This window comes from Kitasatospora sp. NPDC088779 (assembly GCF_040685395.1).
Classification (GTDB): domain Bacteria; phylum Actinomycetota; class Actinomycetes; order Streptomycetales; family Streptomycetaceae; genus Kitasatospora.
In genome coordinates, this window is the sequence record NZ_JBFBHW010000036.1 from 31,930 (window position 1) to 53,014 (window position 21,085).

Annotated in this window: 21 protein-coding genes; 7 read left to right on the forward strand and 14 right to left on the reverse strand. The window is 73.1% G+C overall.

The window, feature by feature from the left end; genetic code table 11:
- The first annotated feature begins 156 nt into the window (after positions 1–156).
- Complete coding sequence (locus AB0P03_RS28315; protein ID WP_363377241.1) at positions 157–480, forward strand: nuclear transport factor 2 family protein; 324 nt, start codon at positions 157–159, stop codon at positions 478–480.
- A 22-nt stretch (positions 481–502) separates the two neighbouring features.
- Here AB0P03_RS28315 and AB0P03_RS28320 read toward each other — a convergent pair whose 3' ends face one another.
- Entirely contained in the window at positions 503–1,726 is a 1,224-nt protein-coding gene (locus AB0P03_RS28320) for a serine hydrolase domain-containing protein (RefSeq protein WP_363631505.1), read from the reverse strand.
- A 157-nt stretch (positions 1,727–1,883) separates the two neighbouring features.
- On the opposite strand from AB0P03_RS28320, the gene AB0P03_RS28325 reads away from it, so the two are divergent.
- From AB0P03_RS28325 to AB0P03_RS28335, 3 genes are all read left to right on the forward strand, one after another.
- Entirely contained in the window at positions 1,884–2,393 is a 510-nt protein-coding gene (locus AB0P03_RS28325; RefSeq protein ID WP_363631507.1) for an NUDIX domain-containing protein, read from the forward strand.
- A gap of 216 nt (positions 2,394–2,609) precedes the next feature.
- On the forward strand, positions 2,610–3,368 hold the full coding sequence (locus tag AB0P03_RS28330; protein ID WP_363631521.1) for a TetR/AcrR family transcriptional regulator: 759 nt from the start codon (positions 2,610–2,612) through the stop codon (positions 3,366–3,368).
- Positions 3,369–3,497: 129 nt separating this feature from the next.
- Complete coding sequence (locus tag AB0P03_RS28335; RefSeq protein WP_363631509.1) at positions 3,498–5,216, forward strand: hypothetical protein; 1,719 nt, start codon at positions 3,498–3,500, stop codon at positions 5,214–5,216.
- Positions 5,217–5,356: 140 nt separating this feature from the next.
- Here the strand turns inward: AB0P03_RS28335 and AB0P03_RS28340 are convergent, their stop codons facing one another.
- The 11 genes from AB0P03_RS28340 to AB0P03_RS28390 form a co-directional block, all read right to left on the reverse strand.
- Entirely contained in the window at positions 5,357–6,064 is a 708-nt protein-coding gene (locus AB0P03_RS28340) for a spermidine synthase (protein WP_363631511.1), read from the reverse strand.
- Between the two features lie 85 nt (positions 6,065–6,149).
- Entirely contained in the window at positions 6,150–7,241 is a 1,092-nt protein-coding gene (locus tag AB0P03_RS28345) for a putative sulfate exporter family transporter (protein ID WP_363631522.1), read from the reverse strand.
- A 13-nt stretch (positions 7,242–7,254) separates the two neighbouring features.
- Positions 7,255–7,836: a cysteine dioxygenase family protein gene (locus AB0P03_RS28350; protein WP_363585880.1), complete on the reverse strand. Its 582-nt coding sequence runs from the start codon at positions 7,834–7,836 to the stop codon at positions 7,255–7,257.
- Positions 7,837–7,943: 107 nt separating this feature from the next.
- On the reverse strand, positions 7,944–8,858 hold the full coding sequence (locus AB0P03_RS28355; RefSeq protein ID WP_363585879.1) for a LysR family transcriptional regulator: 915 nt from the start codon (positions 8,856–8,858) through the stop codon (positions 7,944–7,946).
- A 107-nt stretch (positions 8,859–8,965) separates the two neighbouring features.
- Positions 8,966–9,835, reverse strand: a complete 870-nt coding sequence (locus AB0P03_RS28360; protein ID WP_063350111.1) for an amino acid ABC transporter permease — start codon at positions 9,833–9,835, stop codon at positions 8,966–8,968.
- Positions 9,832–10,476 (reverse strand): amino acid ABC transporter permease, encoded by a 645-nt coding sequence (locus tag AB0P03_RS28365; protein ID WP_363585878.1) that lies wholly within the window; start codon positions 10,474–10,476, stop codon positions 9,832–9,834. The genes AB0P03_RS28360 and AB0P03_RS28365 overlap by 4 nt, the downstream gene beginning before the upstream one ends.
- Positions 10,477–10,488: 12 nt before the next feature.
- On the reverse strand, positions 10,489–11,409 hold the full coding sequence (locus AB0P03_RS28370; protein WP_363585877.1) for a glutamate ABC transporter substrate-binding protein: 921 nt from the start codon (positions 11,407–11,409) through the stop codon (positions 10,489–10,491).
- A 10-nt stretch (positions 11,410–11,419) separates the two neighbouring features.
- Complete coding sequence (locus tag AB0P03_RS28375) at positions 11,420–12,148, reverse strand: amino acid ABC transporter ATP-binding protein (RefSeq protein WP_363585905.1); 729 nt, start codon at positions 12,146–12,148, stop codon at positions 11,420–11,422.
- 47 nt (positions 12,149–12,195) lie between these two features.
- On the reverse strand, positions 12,196–12,441 hold the full coding sequence (locus AB0P03_RS28380) for a LapA family protein (RefSeq protein WP_363616943.1): 246 nt from the start codon (positions 12,439–12,441) through the stop codon (positions 12,196–12,198).
- Between the two features lie 130 nt (positions 12,442–12,571).
- Positions 12,572–14,344, reverse strand: coding sequence for an ABC transporter ATP-binding protein (locus AB0P03_RS28385; RefSeq protein WP_363585875.1), 1,773 nt, complete (start codon positions 14,342–14,344; stop codon positions 12,572–12,574).
- A gap of 64 nt (positions 14,345–14,408) precedes the next feature.
- Entirely contained in the window at positions 14,409–16,181 is a 1,773-nt protein-coding gene (locus AB0P03_RS28390; RefSeq protein ID WP_363631513.1) for an ABC transporter ATP-binding protein, read from the reverse strand.
- A gap of 457 nt (positions 16,182–16,638) precedes the next feature.
- Here AB0P03_RS28390 and AB0P03_RS28395 point away from each other — a divergent pair, with 457 nt between their 5' ends.
- A complete protein-coding gene (locus tag AB0P03_RS28395; RefSeq protein ID WP_363631514.1) occupies positions 16,639–17,502 on the forward strand; it encodes an aldo/keto reductase in 864 nt (287 codons plus the stop codon).
- 242 nt (positions 17,503–17,744) lie between these two features.
- On the opposite strand, the gene AB0P03_RS28400 is transcribed toward AB0P03_RS28395, so the two are convergent.
- Positions 17,745–18,641 carry a MarR family winged helix-turn-helix transcriptional regulator gene (locus AB0P03_RS28400; protein WP_363585873.1) on the reverse strand — a complete coding sequence of 299 codons (897 nt, stop codon included), beginning with the start codon at positions 18,639–18,641 and terminating at the stop codon, positions 17,745–17,747.
- 375 nt (positions 18,642–19,016) lie between these two features.
- On the opposite strand from AB0P03_RS28400, the gene fabG reads away from it, so the two are divergent.
- Positions 19,017–19,784 carry a 3-oxoacyl-ACP reductase FabG gene (gene fabG, locus AB0P03_RS28405; RefSeq protein ID WP_350875567.1) on the forward strand — a complete coding sequence of 256 codons (768 nt, stop codon included), beginning with the start codon at positions 19,017–19,019 and terminating at the stop codon, positions 19,782–19,784.
- Between the two features lie 231 nt (positions 19,785–20,015).
- Positions 20,016–20,783: a phosphatase PAP2 family protein gene (locus tag AB0P03_RS28410; protein WP_363585871.1), complete on the forward strand. Its 768-nt coding sequence runs from the start codon at positions 20,016–20,018 to the stop codon at positions 20,781–20,783.
- Between the two features lie 32 nt (positions 20,784–20,815).
- Here the strand turns inward: AB0P03_RS28410 and AB0P03_RS28415 are convergent, their stop codons facing one another.
- The gene (locus AB0P03_RS28415; RefSeq protein ID WP_063350104.1) at positions 20,816–21,016 is read right to left on the reverse strand and encodes an I78 family peptidase inhibitor; all 201 of its coding nucleotides are present in this window, start codon (positions 21,014–21,016) and stop codon (positions 20,816–20,818) included.
- Positions 21,017–21,085 lie beyond the last annotated feature (69 nt).

Here is a 21,085-nt window from a genome sequence, read left to right on the forward strand (position 1 = left end):
GACGTCCACGCTGCGCAACCCTCCGTAGGGCAAAACGCCCATTTCGGGATCTAAGCACATGAATGCGCGATTTTCTCGACGCGCCGCCGACATGCCCGAACACACCCGGCGAACGCCGTAAACAGGACTCCCCGTCCCTCACCCCCGGGAGTCCCGATGACCATCTCCCCCGCCAAGCTCTCCGACCCCACCGTGCGCGCCTTCGTCGCCGCGGTCAACGCGGGCGACCGCGACGCCTTCCTGGCCACCCTCACCCCGGACGCGACCATGTCCGACGACGGCTCCGACCGCGACCTGCCCCAGTGGATCGACAAGGAGATCTTCACCGTCCGCGGCCGGATGGACGTCCAGACCGAATCGGACGGCGGCCACGCGCTGATCGCCAACTTCACCAACGACACCTGGGGCGAGATGCGCACCGCCTGGCGCTTCACCCTCACCGGCCCCAAGATCACCCGCTTCGAGACCGGCCAGGCCTGACGGCTCGGGACCGGGCCCGCCGCTACCCGGACAGCCCCAGGCACCCCCGCACCGCGCGGATCAGGTTGCGCGAGCGGATGTCGCCGGTGACACCCGGCTGCATGCCGTTGGTGACGTAGCCGAAGCCCAGCCCGAGCTCCGGGTCGGCGAAGCCCAGCGAGCCGCCCCGGCCGGGGTGGCCGAAGCTCGCCGGGGAGGCCATCGGCGCGGTCGGGCCGTGCCGCCAGAAGCCCAGGCCGAAAGTAGAGTTGACGATCAGCACCCGGTCCGGCCCGCTCACCTCGGGCCCGGCCGCGCGGGTCAGCACCCCGGACCCGAGCAGCGGCGGCAGCAGCGCGCCGGAGCCGTCCGGGCGGTCGGCGGCGCCGATCAGCGCCGCGTAGAACCGGGCCAGTGAGCGGGCGGTGCCGATGCCCCCCGCGCCGGGGATCTCGGCGGCCTGCACCGCCGGGTCGTTGAGGTCCACCCCGGGGCGCACCGAGGCGAAGGACCGCGCGGTCAGCGAGGCCGGGTCCTGGTAGGCGTCCCGGACGGACTGCTTGGGTCGCAGTCGCAGCCCGCTCGGCCCGGTCCGGGCCGCCTCCGGGGCGGGCAGGTCGACCAGCCGGCCGACCCTCGGCGCGGCCCCGGCCGGCAGCCCGATCCACAGGTCCAGCCCGAGCGGCCGGGCGATCTCCTCGGCGAAGTACTGGCCGATCGTGCGCCCGCTCACCCGCCGCACCACCTCGCCGACCAGCCAGCCGAAGGTGTACGGGTGGTAGCCGTGCGCGGTGCCCGGCTCCCAGGCGGGCGCCTGCGCGGCCACCGCGGCCACCGCGCGCTCCCAGGTCAGCACGTCCTCCAACCGCAGCGGCACGTCCAGCGCGGGCACCCCGGCCTGGTGCGACAGCAGCCAGCGCACCGACACCCCGCCCTTGCCGGCCTGCGCGAACTCGGGCCAGTAGGAGGCCACCGGGGCGTCCAGGTCGAGCAGGCCGCGCTCGGCCAGCAGCAGCGCGGTGGCCGCGGTCAGGCCCTTGGTGACCGAGCGCAGCACCTGGGCGGTGTCCGCCGTCCAGGGCACCGCCGGCGCGGGCCGCCCGCCGACCTCGGGCCGGGCGTCACCGCCCCACAGGTCGACCACCTTGCGGCCGCGCGCGTACAGCGCGAAGGCCGCGCCCAGTTCGCCGTACTCGCGGAAGTTCCGCGCGAAGGCCTCCCGTACGGGCTCGAACCCCTCGGCCGTCTCTCCCCAGATCTCCACCACCGCGCGCCGCCCTCAGCCTGTCCGGTTCCCGCGTTCCCGCCCGCGTCGGATCGCACACGAATCGCATGCGCATCACAGTGCGCATCACATGCGAATCGAGCTCGGATCGCACTCGAAAAGCGTTCGAAGCGGGCCCCGAAACCCTAACCTGTCCATCATGACCAACCCTGCCGAAGAACTGCTGGACGTCGTCGACGAGCACGACCGGGTGATCGGGACGGCGCTGCGCGGGGAGGTGTACCGGCAGGGGCTCACCCACCGGTGCGTCTTCATCCTGGTCCGCGACCCGGCCGGGCGGATCTTCGTCCACCGCCGCACCGACACCAAGCTGTTCGCCCCCGGCGCGTACGACATGTTCGTCGGCGGCGTGGTCGGCTCCGGCGAGACGTACACCGAGGCCGCCGTACGCGAGGCCGAGGAGGAGCTCGGCGTGCACGGGATCAGCCCGCGTCCGCTCTTCAAGTTCCTCTTCCGGCAGGACCGGCTCTCCTGGTGGAGCGACATGTACGAGGCCGAGTGGGACGGCCCGGTCCAGCCGCAGGAGTCCGAGGTCGCCTGGCACGCCTGGCTCACCCCCGCCGAGCTCGCCGACCGCCTCGCCCGCGACCACTTCGTCCCCGACGGCCGCGAGGCCTACCGCCGCTACCTGGACCTCCACGCCGCGTAGGCCCCGCCCCGGACGGCGGATAGGGTGGCGCGCATGGCCTCCCGTACGCCGTCGCCGACGGCCGCCCGCGCTGCACGGACCCCCGCCCCGGAGCAGGCACCGGCCCGGGCGGCGGGCCAGGCGCCGGAGCAGGCACCGGCCCGGGCGGCAGGCCAGGCGCCGGACCGGGCACCGGCCCGGGCGGCTGCCGGTGAGCGGCCGCGCCGCAGGCTCAGCGTGGACGAGCGGCGCGAGCAGCTGATCGCCGTCGCGCTGGAGCTGTTCAGCCGCCGCCCGCCGGAGGAGGTGTCGATCGACGACATCGCCGCCGCCGCGGGGGCCTCCCGGCCGCTGGTGTACCACTACTTCCCCGGCAAGCAGGCGCTGTACGAGGAGTCGCTGCGGCGGGCCGGGCGGGAGCTCTCGGCGCGCTTCGAGGAGGCCGCCGACGGGCCGCTGTCCGAGCGGCTGTACCGGGTGATGGGCCGCTACCTGGACTTCGTGCAGAGCCACGGGCCCGGCTTCGCGGCGCTGCTGCGCGGCGGCTCGGTGGCGGCCAGCGCGGGCACCTCGGCGGTGATCGACGAGGTGCGGCGGGCCGCCCACGACCAGATCCTCTCCCACCTGGCGATCCCCGCGCCGAGCCCCGGGCTACGGCTGACCGTCCGGGCCTGGATCGCCAACGCCGAGATCACCTCGCTGGAGTGGCTGGCCGAACGCTCGGTGCCGCTGGAGGACCTGCAGCTGCACCTGGTGCAGGAGTTCGTCGCCTCCCTCACCCTCACCGCCGCCCGGGAGCCGGCGCTCGCCGCCGAACTCGCCTCGTTCTTCGCGGACGAGCGTCCTGACGGCCCGACCGGGCGCCTGGTGCGGGAGCTCGCCGGACTGTTCGCCGTCCCCGGGATCGCCGAGGCGGTCACCGCGCTCGCCACCGCACCGTCCGGCGAAACGTCCCCGCAGGCCACGGGCGAAACGGCCGCGGCTCCCATCGGGTGATCCGCCGGTTCGGTCCCGACAGCGGGCTCTGATAGGAATGAGCACGGATCCGACGGCACGCCGCCACGGCGCGCGCGGACCCACCCGAACCAGCGGACCGCAGACGCAGCAGAGCGGGGGGCTCAACAGTTGACCCAGGACGTCCAGTTCAGCGCGGAGGCCAATCCCTTCGCGGCGGCGGAGCAGGTCTGCGCGACCCTCGGCACGCTCACCGACGCCCTCTTCGACGAGCGCACCTCCCGCCATCCGGCGGCCTCGCTCAGCGCCCTGCGTCCGGCCGAACACCCCGCCTCCGAGGCGCTGTTCGGCCTCCCGCTGGCCCCGAACGGCCCGGTGCACGCGGCCGTGGACCGGCTCGGCACGGTGCTCACCGCCGGCACGGCCCGCCCCGGTACCGGCGCCCGGGTCGCCGACCGGGTGACCACCGCCCTCCACACCCGCTACGGCGGCGGGGCGGTGCGCGGCGCGATCGCCGACCGGGGCACCACCTCGGCCGCGCTGTTCCAACTGCCGGTCACCGGCGAATTCGCCGACCCCAAGCTGCGCCCTCCGTTCGCCCCGGCGCTGGCCGCGCTGGCCGCTGGGCAGCAGACCCGCCAGCCGGTCGAACTGGCCACCGGCGCGGGCGCCGAGGTCCGGCTGGTGGTCCCGCCCGGCTTCCACCCGCTGACCTCCCCCGGTGGTCCGGCCGGGGTCTGCTCCCGTACGGTGCCCGCGCCGGCGGGCGGGGCGGACGGCGTCGACCCGGCCACCGCCGCGGCCGCCGAGGAACTGACCGGGCATCTGGCCGAGGTCGCCGAGGAGCTGTTCAGCGGTGACGGTCCGGAGCAGCGCCGCGACTTCGCGGTCATCTCCGCCACCCTCGCCGACCTGGTCCACGACGCCGGCACGGTCTACGCCGGCGTCTGCGCGCTGGACGTGGACGGCCGGCCCTCCGACGCCGCCCTGGTCGTCTCGCTCGCCCGGCACCCGCTGCCGATCACCGCGCTCGCCACCGAGCTCGCCACCGTCCGGCGGCACGCCGAGGTGTGGACGGTCCTGCTGCCGGCCGGGCCGGCCGCCGTCCTGGTCGAGGGACGGACCGTCCCGGTGCCGGGGCCGCTGTCCGCCGACGGGCAGCGGCGCTGGGTGGTCACCTCGGCGGTCGAGGCCTTCGTCCCGCTGCCGGACGGCGGCACCGTGCTCTGTGTCCAGCTGTCCACGGCGCAGCCGGAGGACTGGGACCTGTACACGCAGGCGTTCGCGGAGCTGCTGAAGAGCGTTCAGTTCGGCTGGGACGGGGAGGTGTCCGGCGCCGTGCGCGCGCCCGTGCCCGCCACGCCTGCCGCCGCTCCCACTCCCGCTCCCGTCGAGAAGGAGCCGGAAGAGGTGCCGGCGCAGCTCCCGCCCGAGGACTTCAACCCGTTCGCGCCCGTCGCGGAGGCCTCCCCGGCCGACGCCGAGCCACAGGCGGCGCCGGCCAGGCGGAAGGGCACGCCGGTCATGGTGCCCCCGCCGGACTTCAACCCCTTCGCCCCGGAAAGCCTCCCGTCCACCCCGGACACGTCCCCGGCGGCGGCCGCCCCGGCCACCGACCCGTTCGGCACGGTGACGGCCGACCAGTCGGACCCGTTCGGCACCACGCTCGCGGCGCAGGGCCCGGCCGTCCCACCGCCGCCCTCCGCACCGCCGGCCGTTCCCGCGCAGGTTGCTCCCGCGCAGGACGCCCCGCGGAAGGGCACGCCGGTCATGGTGCCTCCGCCGGACTTCAACCCCTTCGCCCCGGAAAGCCTCCCGTCCACCCCGGACGAAGCGACGGAGACCGACGCGGCGGAGGCTTCGGGCCCGGAGACCAGGCCGTTCGGCTGAGCCCCGACCACTGCCCCTCCGCCAGGATCCAACCGCAGGATCGACAGGAGGCCGCGACAACGCGACGCCGAGAGCCGGCAGTTGACCGCCATTGTGGACAACGCCCGGACGCGACAGGAAGGTTGGGAGGCCCTACGCCGTCAGCCGGCGCGCCGGGCCAGGTGGACCACGTCCGGCACGCCGCGGCTGACCGGGATCTCGTGCGTGACGACGTCGGAGAAGCCCGCCGCCCGCAGTGCCTCCTCGAAGTCCGCGGAGGGCTGCGCGCTCCACACCGCCAGCACCCCGCCCGGATGCAGCCGGTGCCAGAGCACCGCGAGCCCGTCGGCGCCGTACAGCCCGGCGTTGGAGTCGGTGACGGTCCAGTCCGGGCCGTTGTCGATGTCGAGGCACAGCGCGTCGTAGCGCTCGCCGTCGGCCGCCGCCAGGTACTCCAGCAGGTCGGTGTGGAGGACCTGGACCCGCTGGTCCTCCAGCGCGCCGCCGGAGAAGGCGCCGAGCGGCCCGCTCCGGTGCCAGTCGATGACGGCGCTCTCGCGCTCGACGATGGCGATCCGCCCCCAGCGCGGCTCGGCCGCCGCGTACGCCAGCGAGAAGCCGACGCCGAGGCCTCCGATCAGCACCGAGGGCTCCGCGGGGGCGCCGGTGCGGTCCAGTTCGTCCAGCGCCGCCTGGATCAGCAGGCGTTCGGAGCGGCCGTCGGCGGTGTCCATCAGGAAGCAGCCGTTGGCGATGATCTCGAAGTGCCGACCGCGCCGGCGCAGCACCACCTCGCCGAACGGGCCGTCCCGCCGGTCGAGCGTGACGACGGCCTCGTGAGCGTCCCGTTCGGGCAGTGCGGTGGACATGCGGCTTCCTCAGCGGACTCGGGTGCAGGAGCGTCCCGGCGGACGAGTACCCGCCCGACAATAGCCGAGTCCGCCCCTGCGCCCGTCACGTCGTGACCAGCACCCCGGCGTAGGAGACGCCCGCGACGACCACCCAGGAGCCGAGCCCGAGCAGGGCGAGCCGCCCGCCGGTGCGGACCATGGTCGGCAGGTGCACGGCGCTGCCGAGGCCGAACAGCGCGGCGGCCAGCAGCAGTTCCTGGGCGTCCCCGGCGAGGGTGAGCGCCCGCTCCGGAAGCACCCCGGTGGTCCGCAGCACGATCATCGCGAGGAACCCCGCCACGAACAGCGGGACGATCGGCGGGCGGCTGCCGATGGTGCCCGGGTTCTTCGCAGGGCCTTCCCCCAACTCCTGGCCGGCCCCGACGACGGCCTCCCCGGCCCGTCGCGCCCGGCGCCGTACCGCGACGGCCATCCCGGCGACCAGCGGCGCCAGCAGCACCACCCGCATCAGCTTGACCAGGACGGCCTCCCGCAACGCGCCCGCCCCGCCGGTCTGCGCGGTGGCGACCACCTGCCCGACGTCGTGCACGCTCGCGCCGACCCACCGCCCGAACTCCACGTCGCCCAGCCCGAACGGCTGCTGGAGCAGCGGCAGCACGGCGATGGCCAGCGTCCCGCACAGGGTGACCAGGGCCACCGAGGCGGCGACGTCCTCCTCCTCGCTGCCGGCCGCCTGGCTGACCGCGCCGATCGCCGAGGCTCCGCAGATGGAGTACCCGGTGGCGACCAGCAGCGGCTGGTCGCCCGGCAGGCCGAGCCGCCGGCCGAGCCAGAGCGTGCCGGTGAAGGTGGCCGCGACCACCGCGAGCACCATGGCGACGGTGGCCCAGCCGAGGCCGAGCACGTCGTCCAGGCTGAGCTTGAGCCCGAGCAGGACGATCCCGAGCCGCATCAGCCGCTTGCCGGCCATGGACAGCCCTGGCCGGGCCACCCCGCGCACCACCGGGCGCAGCGCGGGCAGGTGGGCAGCCGCCATGCCGAGCACGACGGCTGCGGTCAGCTTGGGCACGGCGGGCACGGCCGCGTGGACGGCGATCGCGGCGGCCACCCCGGCCGCCGCGAGCAGCAGGCCGGGGGCGTCCCCGCCGAGCGGGGGCAGTGAGCGGGTGCGCGTGGCGCGCTCCCGGAGGGTCAGTGCCACGCCGCCCTCACTGCTGCTGGTCGGCGGGCAGCCGGTAGACGCGCCGGATGCTGGTGCCGAGCCGCGAGACGTCCGCGCCGTAGACGTGGATGGAGATGGCGGTGCTGTTGCAGGCGTTGCGCACCAGGTGGATGTCACCGGGCGGGGCGAAGGCGGCGACGGTGCCGGCCGGGCCGGCGACGTGCTCGGTCTCGACGAGGTGGGCGGTGCGGCCGTCGGAGACCAGCCGGTAGCGGGTCTCGCTCTCCTGGCCCTGGTGGACGCCGGCCACGCACCAGGAGACGTGGTCGTGGATCGGGGTCTGCTGGCCGGGCAGCCAGACCAGGGCGACGACGGAGAAGCCGCCGTCCTCCTCGGCGTGCAGGACGTGCTGGCGGTAGCGCGTCGGGTCGCCCTCGCGCTGGGCGGGGGTGAGCAGCGCGTCGGGCCCGTCGGGGTCGGCGCGCAGGTGCGGGGCGAGGCGTTCGCCGACCAGGTAGGCGGTGAGTTCCGGGGGCAGTCCGCGGTCCACGACGGCACGGATCTCGCCGATCAGGGCGGTCATCCGCTCGGTGAGCCGGTCGCTGCCGACCGTGGCTGGGGGTGTCATGCCAGCAGGTTCGGCTGCACCGACCTATCACGTCCAACGATGGTTCTTAAGCTTCCCCCCAACTTCAGCTTATGAATCGCCCCGGTGAGCACCCCCGGAGCCACGACTCAGCACCCGATCCGGCTCGCCGCCGCCCGCCGCAGGTGGTCCAGCACCAGCCCGGTGGCCGGTATCCGCCGGTGCTCGCGCAGCACGTACGCGCTCACCTGCCGGCGCAGGTGCGGTTCGACGGCCCGCCCGGTGACCTTGCGGTGGCACATGAAGGAGAGCACCAACGCGGGCATCAGCGCGATCCCGACCCCGGCGGCGACCAGGCTCTGCACCGCGAGGTTGTCGTCCGTGGAGAACACGATGTCCGGCGCGAAGCCCTCCTCCGCGCAGACGTTCAGCAGGTTGGCCCGGCAGCGCGGGCACCCGGCGATCCAGCGCTCGCCGTCGAGGTCGGCGAGCCGAACGGCGTGCCGACGGCCGAGTGGGTGTCCGACCGGCAGCAGCACGGTGAGCAGGTCCTCCATCAGCGGGATCTCGTCCAGCCCGTCGGGCACCTCGGTCGCGCCGCCGGGGTAGCGGAAGGCCAGCGCGATGTCGCACTCCCCGCGCAGCAGTCGCTGGACGGAGTCCGGCGGTTCGGCCTCCAGCAGCTCGACCCGCACACCGGGATGCTCCGCGAGCAGCCGGGCCATCGCCTCGGGTATCAGGGTGGCGTTGGCGCTGGGGAAGGCGCAGACCCGCACCCGCCCGGCCCGCAGCCGGGCGAGCGCGGCGAGCTGCTGCTGGGCGGCGGAGAGGCTGCCGAGGATCAGCTCGGCGTGCCGGGAGAGCGCCTCGCCCGCCTCGGTGAGCCGCAGTCCGCGCCCGGCCCGGGTGAACAGCGCCACGCCGACGGTGCGTTCGAGCGCCTTCATCTGCTGGGTGATGGCGGGCTGGGTGTAGCCGAGCTCGCGGGCGGCGGCCGAGTAGGAGCCCGCTCTGACGACCTCGTGGAACGTCCTGATGTGCCGCGAGTCGAATACCGGCTCCATGGCCCTCCCCCGGTCGTCGTCGTCGAACCTCCGCAATCATAAGAGGAAATTGGAGATGCCCGCTCTATCCCCACCCACACCTATGGTTCAGGATCGAACCAGGCCTCTCACTGCTGCGCGGACGGCGGCAGCCCCATCGCCACCCCGGCCTTGACCACCGGCGCCCCGCCCCGCATGCTCGGGCTGCGCCGACTGCGGCGCTCGACCCAGCGGGCGAGCCAGGAGAGCAGCAGGCACATGCCGATGTAGATCGGCGCGATCACGATCACCACCGGGATGAACGGCAGGTCGTAGTCGAGGTTGGTGGCGATCAGCTTGCCCGCGTGCAGGAACTCCTCGTAGGTGATCAGGAAGCCCAGCGAGGTGTCCTTGAGCGCGACCACCAGTTGGCTGATGATGGCCGGCAGCATGGCCCGGTTGGCCTGCGGCACCAGCACGTACGTCATCACCTGGGTCTTGCGCAGGCCGAGCGCGTAGGCCGCCTCGCGCTGGCCCTTGGGCACCGCGAGCACGCCGGCCCGGAAGACCTCGGCCAGCACCGAGCCGTTGTACAGCACCAGCCCGGCCACCAGCGCCCACAGCGGCTGCACCTTGAGCGCGACGAAGACGAAGAAGATCATCACCAGCAGCGGCATGGCCCGGAAGAACTCCACCACCACCGTGGAGAGCACCCGCACCACCTTGTGGTCGGACAGCCGCCCGGCCGCGAACAGCGCGCCGAAGGGCAACGCGAACAGCACCGTCCAGCCGAAGGCCTTGAGGGTGTTGCCGAGCCCGCTCAGCAGCAGGTCCTGGACGCCCCGGTACTCGAAGGGCATCCACTTCTGGTACGTGAACTGGTGGGTGTGGAACAGCATGTAGACGATCCAGCCGATCAGCGCCGCGATCAGCAGCAGCGCGATCCCGCCGTACAGCCGGTGGCGGGCGAGCGCCTTCGGACCGGGGATGTCGTACAGCGCCGAGGATCCAACGGTCATCGCGACACCGCCACTCGTCGTTCCAGCAGGTTGAAGACGGCGCTGACGGCCAGGGTGATGATCAGGTAGCCGACGGCGATCCAGACGAAGGTCCAGATGATGCTGTAGCCCAGTTCGTTGATCGTCCGGTAGGTGCCGAGCAGTTCGGTGACGCTGAACGAGCCGGCGATCGCCGTGTTCTTCGCCAGCGCGATCATCACACTGCCGATCGGCGCGACCACCGACCGGTACGCCTGCGGCAGCACCACCACGCTCATCGTCTGCCCGAAGCTCATGCCCAGGCTGCGCGCCGCCTCCCCCTGCCCCGCCGGCACGGTGTTGATGCCCGAACGCATCGCCTCGCAGACGAAGGCCGAGGTGTAGCAGCTGAGCGCGGCCACCGCGAAGACGAAGAACGGCAGCGTGATGTTGAAGCGCGGCAGGCCCAGCACCACGATGAAGAACAGCAGGGTCAGCGGCGTGTTGCGCAGCAGCGTCACCCACGCCGTCCCGAACACTCGCAGCGGCCGGACCGGCGAGACCCGGAAACCCGCGATCATCACTCCCAGCACCAGCGACAGCACGGCGCTCACCGCGAACAGCGAGAGCGTGCCGAGGAAGCCGTCCCAGTAGGTCGACCAGTTGTCGGTCAGCGTTTTCACGGCGCGGCCCTCTCAGTACCGGTCGATCGGCGGCGGTGTCGGCGCCGGCTCCCCGGACAGGCCCAGGGTCGCGTCGTAGGCCTTCTTCCAGTCGCCGTTCTGTTCGTTCTGCGCCAGCGCGTCGTCCAGGGCCAGGCGCAGCACGGTGTCGTTCTTCGGAGTCCCGATCCCGTACGGCTCCTGGGAGAACAGCGGGCCGACCACCTTGAGCTCGTCCGGCACCTTGGCCGCGTAGCCCAGCAGGATCGCGTTGTCCGTGGTGACGGCGTCCACCTGGCCGGTGATCAGGTTGTCCACGCAGGCCGAGTAGGTGTCGTAGCCGATCAGCTTCGCCTTCGGGTACTGCGACTGGATGCGCTGGTACGGGGTCGAGCCGGCCGCCGAGCAGACCTTCTTGCCGTCCAGGTCCTGCGGGCCGTGGATGGTGTTGTCGTTCCTGCGCACCAGCAGCGACTGCCCCGCGACGAAGTACGGCCCGGCGAAGCCGACCAGCTTCTTCCGGTTGTCGTTGATGGTGTAGGTGCCGACGTAGAAGTCCACCTGGCCGTTCTGCAGCGCGGTCTCGCGGTTGGCCGAGGCGATGGTCTTGAACTCGATCCGGTCCGGCGGGAAGCCGAGGTAGGCGCCGACCATCTTGGCGATCTCGATGTCGAAGCCGGAGTACACGCCGGTGGCCGGGTTCTTCTCGCCCAGGTACGGCTGGTCCTCCTTGGCGCCGACCACCAGGTGGCCCCGGCTCCGGGCGGCGTCCAGGGTCGGCGAGCCGGTGATGGAGGCGGCGTCGCGCACCTGGTAGCTGGGCAGCGCGCTCGCCTGCGGGCCCTTGGGCGGCGGGGTGCCGGGCTTGCCGCAGCCGGCGGCCAGCACGGCGAGCAGCAGGACGGCGGCGAGCACCGTCCGGCTCCGGGCGGCGGGCGTGGTCTTCCTCGTCACGGGCGCCGCCTCAGTGCTTCAGGATCTTGGACAGGAAGTCCCGGGCGCGCTCGCTCTCCGGAGCGCTGAAGAAGTCCTCCGGGGCGCGGTCCTCGACGATCCGGCCGTCGGCCATGAAGACCACCCGGTTGGCGGAGGCCCGGGCGAAGCCCATCTCGTGGGTGACCACGACCATCGTCATGCCCTCGTGCGCGAGCTGGCGCATGACGTCCAGCACCTCGTTGATCATCTCGGGGTCGAGCGCCGAGGTCGGCTCGTCGAACAGCAGTGCCTTCGGGTCCATCGCCAGCGCCCGGGCGATCGCCACCCGCTGCTGCTGGCCGCCGGAGAGCTGGGCCGGGTACTTGTCGGCGTGCGCCTCCAGCCCGACCCGCTCCAGCAGGGCGCGGGACTTGGCGTCCGCCTCCGCCCGGGGCCGGCCGCGGACCTTGATCTGCGCGAGCGAGACGTTCTGCAGCACGGTCTTGTGCGCGAACAGGTTGAAGGACTGGAACACCATGCCGACCTCGGCGCGCAGCCGGGCCAGCCCCTTGCCCTCCTCGGGCAGCGGCTCGCCGTCGATCAGGATGGTGCCGTCCTCGATCGGCTCCAGGCGGTTGATCGCCCGGCAGAGCGTCGACTTGCCGGAGCCGGACGGTCCGATGACCACGACGACCTCGCCGCGGCCCACGGTCAGCTCGATGTCCTGGAGGACGTGCAGGTCCCCGAAGTGCTTGTTGACGCCGCGCACCTCGATCAGCGGCGTGAAGGCCGAGGGCCCCGCCTGGGCCGGCCCGGGAGCGCTGGTCACCGGCCGCGACGCCCCTTCAGCAGCCAGCCCAGCGCGCCGCCGGCGAGCAGCGTGGCGAGCAGTGCGATCCAGAGCGGCGCGGTAACGGTGAACACCCAGAACTGGATCTTCACCTTGTCGAGGTTCGCGAACAGGAACCACACGGCGAGGACGACGATGACGCCGATCCCGATGTACCGGGTGGGGATCCCAGCGATCTCGCTGCGTTTGGAGCCGGACGAGCCGTCCGAAATCTTGGTCACCGGAGCAGTCTGCGGGCCGGGGCTCCGATTTGCCCGGTTACGCGCCCTGATGGGTGAGGTAGTAACCCGCACGGGGCAATCCGGCCCCGTGCGGGTTTGAAGTGCCGTACGGGTCAACGGCGCCGGCCCGCTACCGCTCGTCCCGCCAGGAGCGCCAGAGCGCCGCGTACGGGCCGCCGGCCGCGACCAGCTCCGGGTGGCTGCCGTACTCGCTGATCCGGCCGCCCTCGACCACCGCGATCACGTCCGCGTCGTGCGCGGTGTGCAGCCGGTGGGCGATGGCGATGACCGTGCGGCCCTCCAGCACCCGGGCGAGCGAGCGCTCCAGGTGCCGGGCGGCGCGCGGGTCCAGCAGCGAGGTGGCCTCGTCCAGCACCAGGGTGTGCGGATCGGCCAGCACCAGCCGGGCCAGCGCCAGCTGCTGGGCCTGCGGCGGAGTCAGCACGGTACCGCCGGAGCCGACCTCGGTGTCGAGGCCGTGCGGCAGCGCGTCCACCCAGCCGCCGGCGTCCACCGCGTCCAGCGCGGAGCGCAGTTCGGTGTCCTCGGCCCCGGGCGCGGCCAGCCGCAGGTTGTCCCGCAGGGTGCCGACGAAGACGTGGTGCTCCTGGTTCACCAGGGCGACCTCCGCCCGCACCCGCTCGGCCGGCATCCGCGCCAGTGCCGCCCCGCCGAGCGTCACGCTGCCGCGCCCGGGGGCGTAGATCCCGGCCAGCAGCCGCCCCAGCGTGGACTTGCCCGCCCCGGACGGCCCGACCAGCGCGACCCGGGTGCCCGGCGCGACGTCCAGGCTGATGCCGTGCAGGACGTCGGCGCCCTCCCGGTAGCCGAACCGGACGTCCCGGGCCTCGACCCGGCGGCCGTCCGGGTGGCTGGACTCGTCACCCTCGTGCTCCGGCACCTCGCGGACGCCGACCAGCCGGGCCAGCGAGGCCTGGCCGATCTGCAGTTCGTCGTACCAGCGCAGGATCAGGTCGACCGGACCGGTCAGCATCTGCGCATACAGCACTCCTGTGGTCAACTCGCCGACGGTGATCCAACCCTTGAGGGTGAACAGCCCACCGAGCAGCAGGGTGGCCAGCACCGCCGAGGAGTAGAACGCGTCGATGGTCGGGAACCAGACCGAGCGCAGCCACAGGGTGTAGCGCTCCCAGGCGAGCCACTCGCCCAGCTTGCGGTCCGTCAGGGCGATCCGCTGGTCGCCCAGGCGCAGCGTCTCCACCGTCCGCCCGGCGTCCACCGTCTCGGCCAGCACGGTGTTCACCGCGGCGTACCCGGCCGACTCGTTGCGGTAGGACTGCGGCGCGCGCTTGAAGTACCAGCGGGAGCTGACCAGCAGCAGCGGCAGGCCGACCAGCGAGGTGAGCGCGAGCAGCGGCGAGGTGACCAGCAGGGCGCCGATCACCAGCAGCAACGACACGATGGCGACGGCGAGTTCGGGCACGGCCTCGCGCACCGACTTGTCCAGCCGGTCGATGTCCGTGGTGCCCCGGGAGACCAGGTCCCCCGTGCCGGCCCGCTCCAGCACGCCGGTGGGCAGCGCGACCGAGCGGACCAGGAAGTCCTCGCGCAGGTCGGCCAGCACCCGCTCGCCGAGGACGGCACCGCGCATCCGGGACCAGCCGGTGAAGGCGGACTGCACCACCAGCGCCAGCAGGTACCAGCCGACCGCGACCGCGATGGTGGCCTCGGCGGTGCCGGTGGCCAGCGACTCGACCAGGCTGCCGAGCACCCAGGGGCCCACCAGCCCGGCCACGGTGGCCACCGAGTGCAACCCCACCACCGCGGAGAACCCGCCGCGGTGGCGCCGGGCGAGCAGGCGCAGGTAGGCGCGCACGGCGGCCGGTGAGCCGACCGGCAGGGTGGTGGCCGGCCCCTGCTCCTCATGGACGGGGGGCTTCATGACGTGCTCCTCAGGTGTGCGGCGGGTCGGGCGGGACGGACGGCGCGGGTGCCCACGCGGCCGCTCATACCGGCTCCCCCACCGGTTCCGGCTGCTCTTCGCGGGTGACCACGGCCCGGTAGGCCGGCTCGGTCCGCATCAGGTCGCGGTGCCGCCCGGCCACGGCCGCCCGGCCGTCGCGCAGCAGCACCACCCGGTCCGCCTGGTCGAGCAGCAGCGGGCTGGTCGCGAAGAGCACGGTGGTGCGCCCCGCCCGGGTGTCCCGCAGTCCGGTGGCGATCCTGGACTCGGTGTGGGCGTCCACCGCGCTGGTCGGCTCGTCCAGGACGAGGACCGGCGGGTCGGCCAGCAGCGCACGGGCCAGGGCGAGTCGCTGGCGCTGCCCGCCGGACAGCGAGCGCCCGCGCTCGGTGATCCGGGCGAGCATCGCGTCGCCCTCGCACTCCGGCGAGCCGTCCACCAGAGCCTCCAGCACGTCGTCGGACCGGGCGGCGGCCAGCGCCTCGGCCACCGAGACCCGCCCCGAGGACGGGATGTCGAACAGCCCGGCCAGGGTGCCGGAGAGCAGCACCGGCTCCTTGTCGTGGACCAGCACCGCCGCCCTGGCCTCGGCCAGCGGTACCGCGTCCAGCTCCGTCCCGCCGAGCCGGACGGAGGGCTGCTCCGGCTCGTCGCCGGCGGCCGGGACGTGCCCGCCGAGCCGCCCGGCGAGCGCCCCGGCGAAGTCCGGGTCCCCGCAGACGACCGCGGTCAGCTCCCCGGCCCGCGCGGTCAGCCCGGTCGCCGGGTCGAACAGGTCGGCGTTCCCCGGCTTGTTCAGCGAGGCCTCGGCCACGCCGCTGGTACGGCTGAGCGAGAGCACCCGGACGGCGCGCCCGGCGGAGACCCGGGCGACGCTCCAGGCGTGTGCGGCCTCGCCCAGGATCCGCAGCGGCGCCGCGAGGAAGGCGGTGGCGCCGTACACGGCGATCAGGGTGCCGACGGCGAGTTCGCCCGCGGCCGCCTGTCGGGCGCCGTACCACGTCACCCCGATCACGAACAGGCCCGGCAACAGGACCTGTTGGGCCTGCATCAGCGACCAGAGCCGGGCCGATCGGACGGCCGCGGCCCGGACCTTCTGGGAGGCGGCCCGGTACCGGTCGAGGAACAGCTCCTCGCCGCCGATGCCGCGCAGCACCCGCAGCCCCGCCACGGTGTCGGCGGCCAGCTCGGTGGCCTTGCCGCCGAGCGTGCGCTGCTGCTCGTACCGCCGCTCGAACGGCCCGATCAGCGGCCAGACGGCGGCTGCCAGCACCGGGACGCCGAGCAGCACCCCGACCCCGAGCACCGGTTCGACGACCAGCACGGCCGAGCTGACGGCCAGCCAGACGATCACCGCGGCCCGGACCCGGGCGACGAGTTCGACGTACCAGCCGATCCGCTCGACGTCCCCGCTGCCGACCGCGACGACCTCGCCGGTGGCGATCCGGCAGGACAGCCCGGCGCCCAGGTGCGAGGCCTGCCGGGCCACCAGCTGCCGCACGTGGCACGCCGCGTGGATCCAGTTCCAGACCGCCTGGCGGTGCAGCAGCACGGCACCGAGCGCGGACAGCACGGCGAGCGCCACCGCGAGGGCGCCGGCCCGCCAGATCCCGGCGGCCTCGCCGTCGACGGCGGCCTGCACGCCCCACCCGAGCGGTATCGGCAGCGCCGCCTGGCCGCCCATCTCCAGCAGCGCCCAGCAGGTGGCGAGCACCTGCCCGCGCCGCTGGCCGCGCTGGAGCCAGCGCAGGAAGGCCAGGGGTGAGGAGAGGTCGGGACTGCCGGGGTCGGCCAACGGCAGGGGGGTGAGCAGCATGACGCTCCGATACAGGAGGGTGCGGGACGGCACTGGAGGGTGCTGGAGGGTGCGAACAGGCGTGAGCGGACACGCCGGGAGAAGGTCACGAGCCGGAGGCGCGGGTCTCGCGGCACGGCGGGCCCGGCTCGCGCGAACGACGGAAGCCGGACGGCGGCGGGCGACAGCGCGGCACCTCGCCCCGGCGGCATCGGCGCGTCCGGAGCGGCGCCGGACGGGACGGCCGGGCGGAGGCGGGAAGGGCATGAAGGGCCCGGATCTCAGGAGGTCATGGCCGCGAGCCTGCCAACCCCGATGTGATCCGCGCAACAGGTTTTTTCGCTACCCGGCCCCTGAATCCCCGCCGCAGCGGGCCTCCGGCCCCGCAAGATTCCCCCGAACGGCGGGAACAATCCCGCCCGGGTGCCAGTTGCCCCTTTCTGGAATCACACGGACGACCAGGAGGGCACCCCTTCCCGTGAGCAACATCCCCAACGTCACGCTGAACGACGGCGCGCAGATCCCGCAGCTCGGATTCGGCGTGTGGCAGGTCCCGGACGACGAGGCCACGGCCGCCGTCCGCACCGCGATCGAGGCGGGCTACCGCTCCATCGACACCGCGGCCATCTACGAGAACGAGGCCGGCACCGGCCAGGCGATCACCGAGGCCCTGTCCGGCGGCGTGGCCCGCGAGGACCTCTACATCACCACCAAGCTGTGGAACTCGGGCACCCGCGACTGGTCGGGCGAGCAGGGCCGCGACGCCGTCCTGCGCGAGTTCGACGCGTCGCTGGCCAAGCTCGGCCTCGACTACGTCGACCTCTACCTGATCCACTGGCCGCGCCCGAAGCACGGCAGCTACCTGAACGTCTGGAAGGCCTTCGAGCAGCTGAAGGCGGACGGCCGGGTCAAGTCGGTCGGCGTCTCCAACTTCGGGCCCGAGCAGCTCACCCGGCTGCTCGACGAGACCTCGGTCGTCCCGGTGCTGAACCAGGTCGAGCTGCACCCGTACTTCCCGCAGACCGAGCTGCGCGCCTTCCACGCCCAGCACGGCATCGCCACCGAGGCCTGGAGCCCGCTGGGCCAGGGCAAGGAGCTGCTCGCCGAGCCGGCGCTGGCGAAGATCGCCGAGAAGCACGGCCGCACGGTCGCCCAGGTGGTGCTCCGCTGGCACCTGCAGAGCGGCGTGATCGCGATCCCGAAGTCGGTCACCCCCGCCCGCATCCGGGAGAACCTGGACGTCGCCGGCTTCGAGCTGGACGCCGAGGACCTCGCCGCGATCGCCGGTGTCGCCACCGGCACGCGGATCGGTCCGGACCCGCAGGAGTTCGACTGGAACTGACGGCACCCGCCGTCCGACTTCTCTGACGAGCGGTCATGTCGAACGACCGCCCACCCCGATCAGGGGTGGGCGGTCTTCGGTGTGCCACGATCCGCCGGCGCCAACGAGCAACGGCCTCCGGCGGGTCAGGCCACCAACGCCTTGAGCCGCCAACTCCTTGAACCACCAACGCCTCAAGCCCTCAACACACCGGGCCTTCCGTACGTTGGCGAATCGTTTTGGCTGGCGCTCAAAGGATCCCTCTAGAGCCGCGCCGCCTTGCCGAGGAGCGCCAGCGCGGGCCCGTGCTCACCCTCGTCCAGCGGGGCGAGCAGCAGCCGCTGGACCTCGGCCACGCCGGCCGTCGAACGGTGCAGCAGGTCCTGGCCCGCCGGCGAGAGCGACAGCAGGTTGCGGCGCCCGTCCGAGGGGTCGCGCCGGCGCTGCACCAGACCGCGGCGCACCAGCCGGCTGACCATCTCGGCCATCGTCGCCTTGTCCAGCGAGGCCAGCTCACCGACCGTACGCTGGTCGGCGCCCGGCTCCAGTTCCAGCGCGTCCAGCACCGCGTACTGCGGAGCCGTCAGCTCCGCACCGACGTGCTCCGACCAGAGTTTGGTGTGCACCTGCTGGCCCACCCTGATCAGGTAGCCGATCGCCCGCTGCGCGTCCAGTGTCGGCCGCGCGTCGGAGAACACGGCGACCGCGGCGGGCTCCAGCCTGGCTATCTTGGCCATCACCCGCACGATCTCCACCTGCTCCTCCGCCGTCAGCGGCTCGAACAGGGTGCGCTGCACGCGGACCACACCACCGGTGGCCTCACGCACCGCCTGGGCACCGCTCTGCGAGAGCGCGAGCAGTTTTCGCCGGCCGTCGGCCGGGTCACGCCTTCGCAGCACCAAGCCGCGGCGGACCAGCCGCGCGACCATCTCCGCCATCGTCGCCTTGTCCAGCGAGGCTCGCTCGCCGACCGTCCGCTGGTCGGCACCCGGTTCGAGGGCCAGGACCAGCAGAACGGCGAACTGCGGAGCCGTGAGATCGGCTCCGACATGCTCGGACCACAGCCTGGTGTGAACCTGCTGTGCAACGCGAATCAGGTGTCCGGGCGACTGTTGCAGTCGCGCGGACACGCGGGTCGTCGGGATCTCCCCCAGCACCATGTATCCGTCCCGATGTCACACCCGGTGTGTGTGGGACACCCGGGTGGGGCAGTAACGGCGAGTGGGCGTCCAGCTATGAGGGAGGGCGCTCCAGCCGTGCAGCCGGTGGCTGCTGGCGGACACTATACAAACGGCGGGCCCTTGCTGGCAGGCAGGGGCGGATAGTAGACGCAGGTTCGGCAACATTGGCATATTTACGCGGCCGCCACGCCCTCTCGGTAACCCGTTCTCAGTAGAAAGCCGACCGGTCGGTCCTTACCGACCGTCACGTGCGGCTCTCCGACCCTGTTCGCCCTCCCTACTCGCGGGTAGGGTGTGGCCACCCTCCCCGGGGCGCTCCCCGCGGAGACCACCCCGAGAGAGACGAGAGCGCGCATGACCGAGCAGAGCACCGCCCCCCGGGTCGCCGTCGTCACCGGCGCCGCCCGCGGCCTGGGCGCCGCCACCGCCGTGCAACTGGCCGCCGACGGCTACGCCGTGGCCGTCCTCGACCTGGACGAGACCGCCGGGAAGGACACCGTCGACCGGATCACCGCGGCCGGCGGGCGGGCCCTGGCCGTGGGCGCCGACGTCTCGGACGCCGACCAGGTGCAGGCCGCCGTCGACCGGGTGGCCGCCGAACTCGGCGCCCCCGTCGTGCTGGTCAACAATGCGGGCGTGCTCCGCGACAACCTGCTCTTCAAGATGTCCGAGTCCGACTGGGACACGGTCATGAACGTCCACCTGCGCGGGGCCTTCCTGATGACCCGCGCGGTGCAGAAGCACATGGTGGACGCCGGTTTCGGCCGCATCGTCAACCTGTCCTCCTCCTCCGCCCAGGGCAACCGCGGTCAGGCCAACTACTCGGCCGCCAAGGCCGGTCTGCAGGGCTTCACCAAGACTTTGGCCATTGAGCTGGGCAAGTTCGGCATCACCGCCAACGCCGTGGCGCCCGGCTTCATCGCCACCGACATGACCGCGGCCACCGCCGCCCGGGTCGGCATGGACTTCGAAGACTTCAAGCGGGCTGCGGCCTCCCAGATCCCGGTCCAGCGGGTCGGTCTGCCTGAGGACGTCGCCCACACCATCTCCTTCCTCGCGAGCGAGGGCGCCGGCTTCGTCTCCGGGCAGGTGATCTACGTCGCGGGCGGCCCCCTCGACTGAGCACGGAACCTACACAGGGTTACCACGGAGTGGGAAGCCGGCCGCACCGACCTCCCACTCCGTTTTCTTTACCGGGGCTTTTGCAGAATCATTCGAACACCACACTGGCATTCGATCCGAGAATCACGGAAATCACTCCCCGGGCGGACCTCTCCCCGCCAATTGTCGATTTCACGGGAAAATGACAAATCCCTCCGGAATAGCCCCGGCCGGATGGGTAAGGTCACCCCCGTGCAAGCCCCGAGTACCCCCGCGCCCTATCCCAACCAGGGGCCGGAGCAGCTCACCACCACCCACCGCGAGCGCCCGAGCCCCGAACGAGTCCACCGCCGCGAGCCCGGCTGGCCGCCGATGAGCCGCCGACAGGCCGCCCTGCTCGCCGTGACCTGCGTCGCCTACCTGCTGGTCCTGGCCGGTGTCCTGCTCAACACCGCCCTGGTCGACCTCGACTGGTCGGTCCGGCTGTTCCGCCCCTACGACCACTGGCCCAGCCTGGAACCGCTGCTCGACACCTGGGTGGTCGCCGGGCAACGCGGCCCCTCCGCCATCGCCGCCTTCGTCTGGCTCGGCTGGCGCGCGCACCGGCTGGGGCGGCTGCGCCCGCTGCTGGTGATGGCCGTCGCGCTGCTGCTGCTCAACGTCACGGTCGGCGCGGTCAAGATCGTCACCGGCCGGCTCGGCCCGCACTACGCCCAGTACGTCGGCTCGCCCGAACTGTTCTCCGGCGGCACCATCTTCCCGTCCGGTCACACCGCCAACGCGGTCGTCACCTGGGGCGTGCTCGCCTACCTCGCGGTCCGCTGGCGGCGCACCGGCGCGGTGATCGCCGCCGCCACCGCCTGCTCGATCGGCCTGACCACGCTCTACCTGGGCACCCACTGGGTCACCGACGTGCTGGCCGGCTGGGCCGCCGGACTGCTGGTGCTGCTCTCGCTGCCGCTGCTGGAGCCGATGGTCGTCGCCGCCGAACAGCGGTTGGCCCGGCGGCCGGGCCACTGAGCCCGCACGCCAAGACCACCGGGAGGACGGCCCTACCCCTCCCAGCTGCGCTCGACCACGCCGTCGCGCACCGCGAGGTTGAGCCGGCCCTCACGGTGGTCCATGGTCATCATCGCCCCCGGCTCCAGAACCCGGACCGAGGCCCAGCCGTGCCGCCGGGCCAGCTCCCGGGCCCGTTCGATCCGCAGCCCCGCGTAGCCCTCGGCGTCCGCCGCCGCGTCCGACCCCGTCATCGCGTCTCCCCCGCTCTCCCCCACGGACGTACGCTGGAATCGTAGCCCCCACCCGCGCGGCCCGGAGGT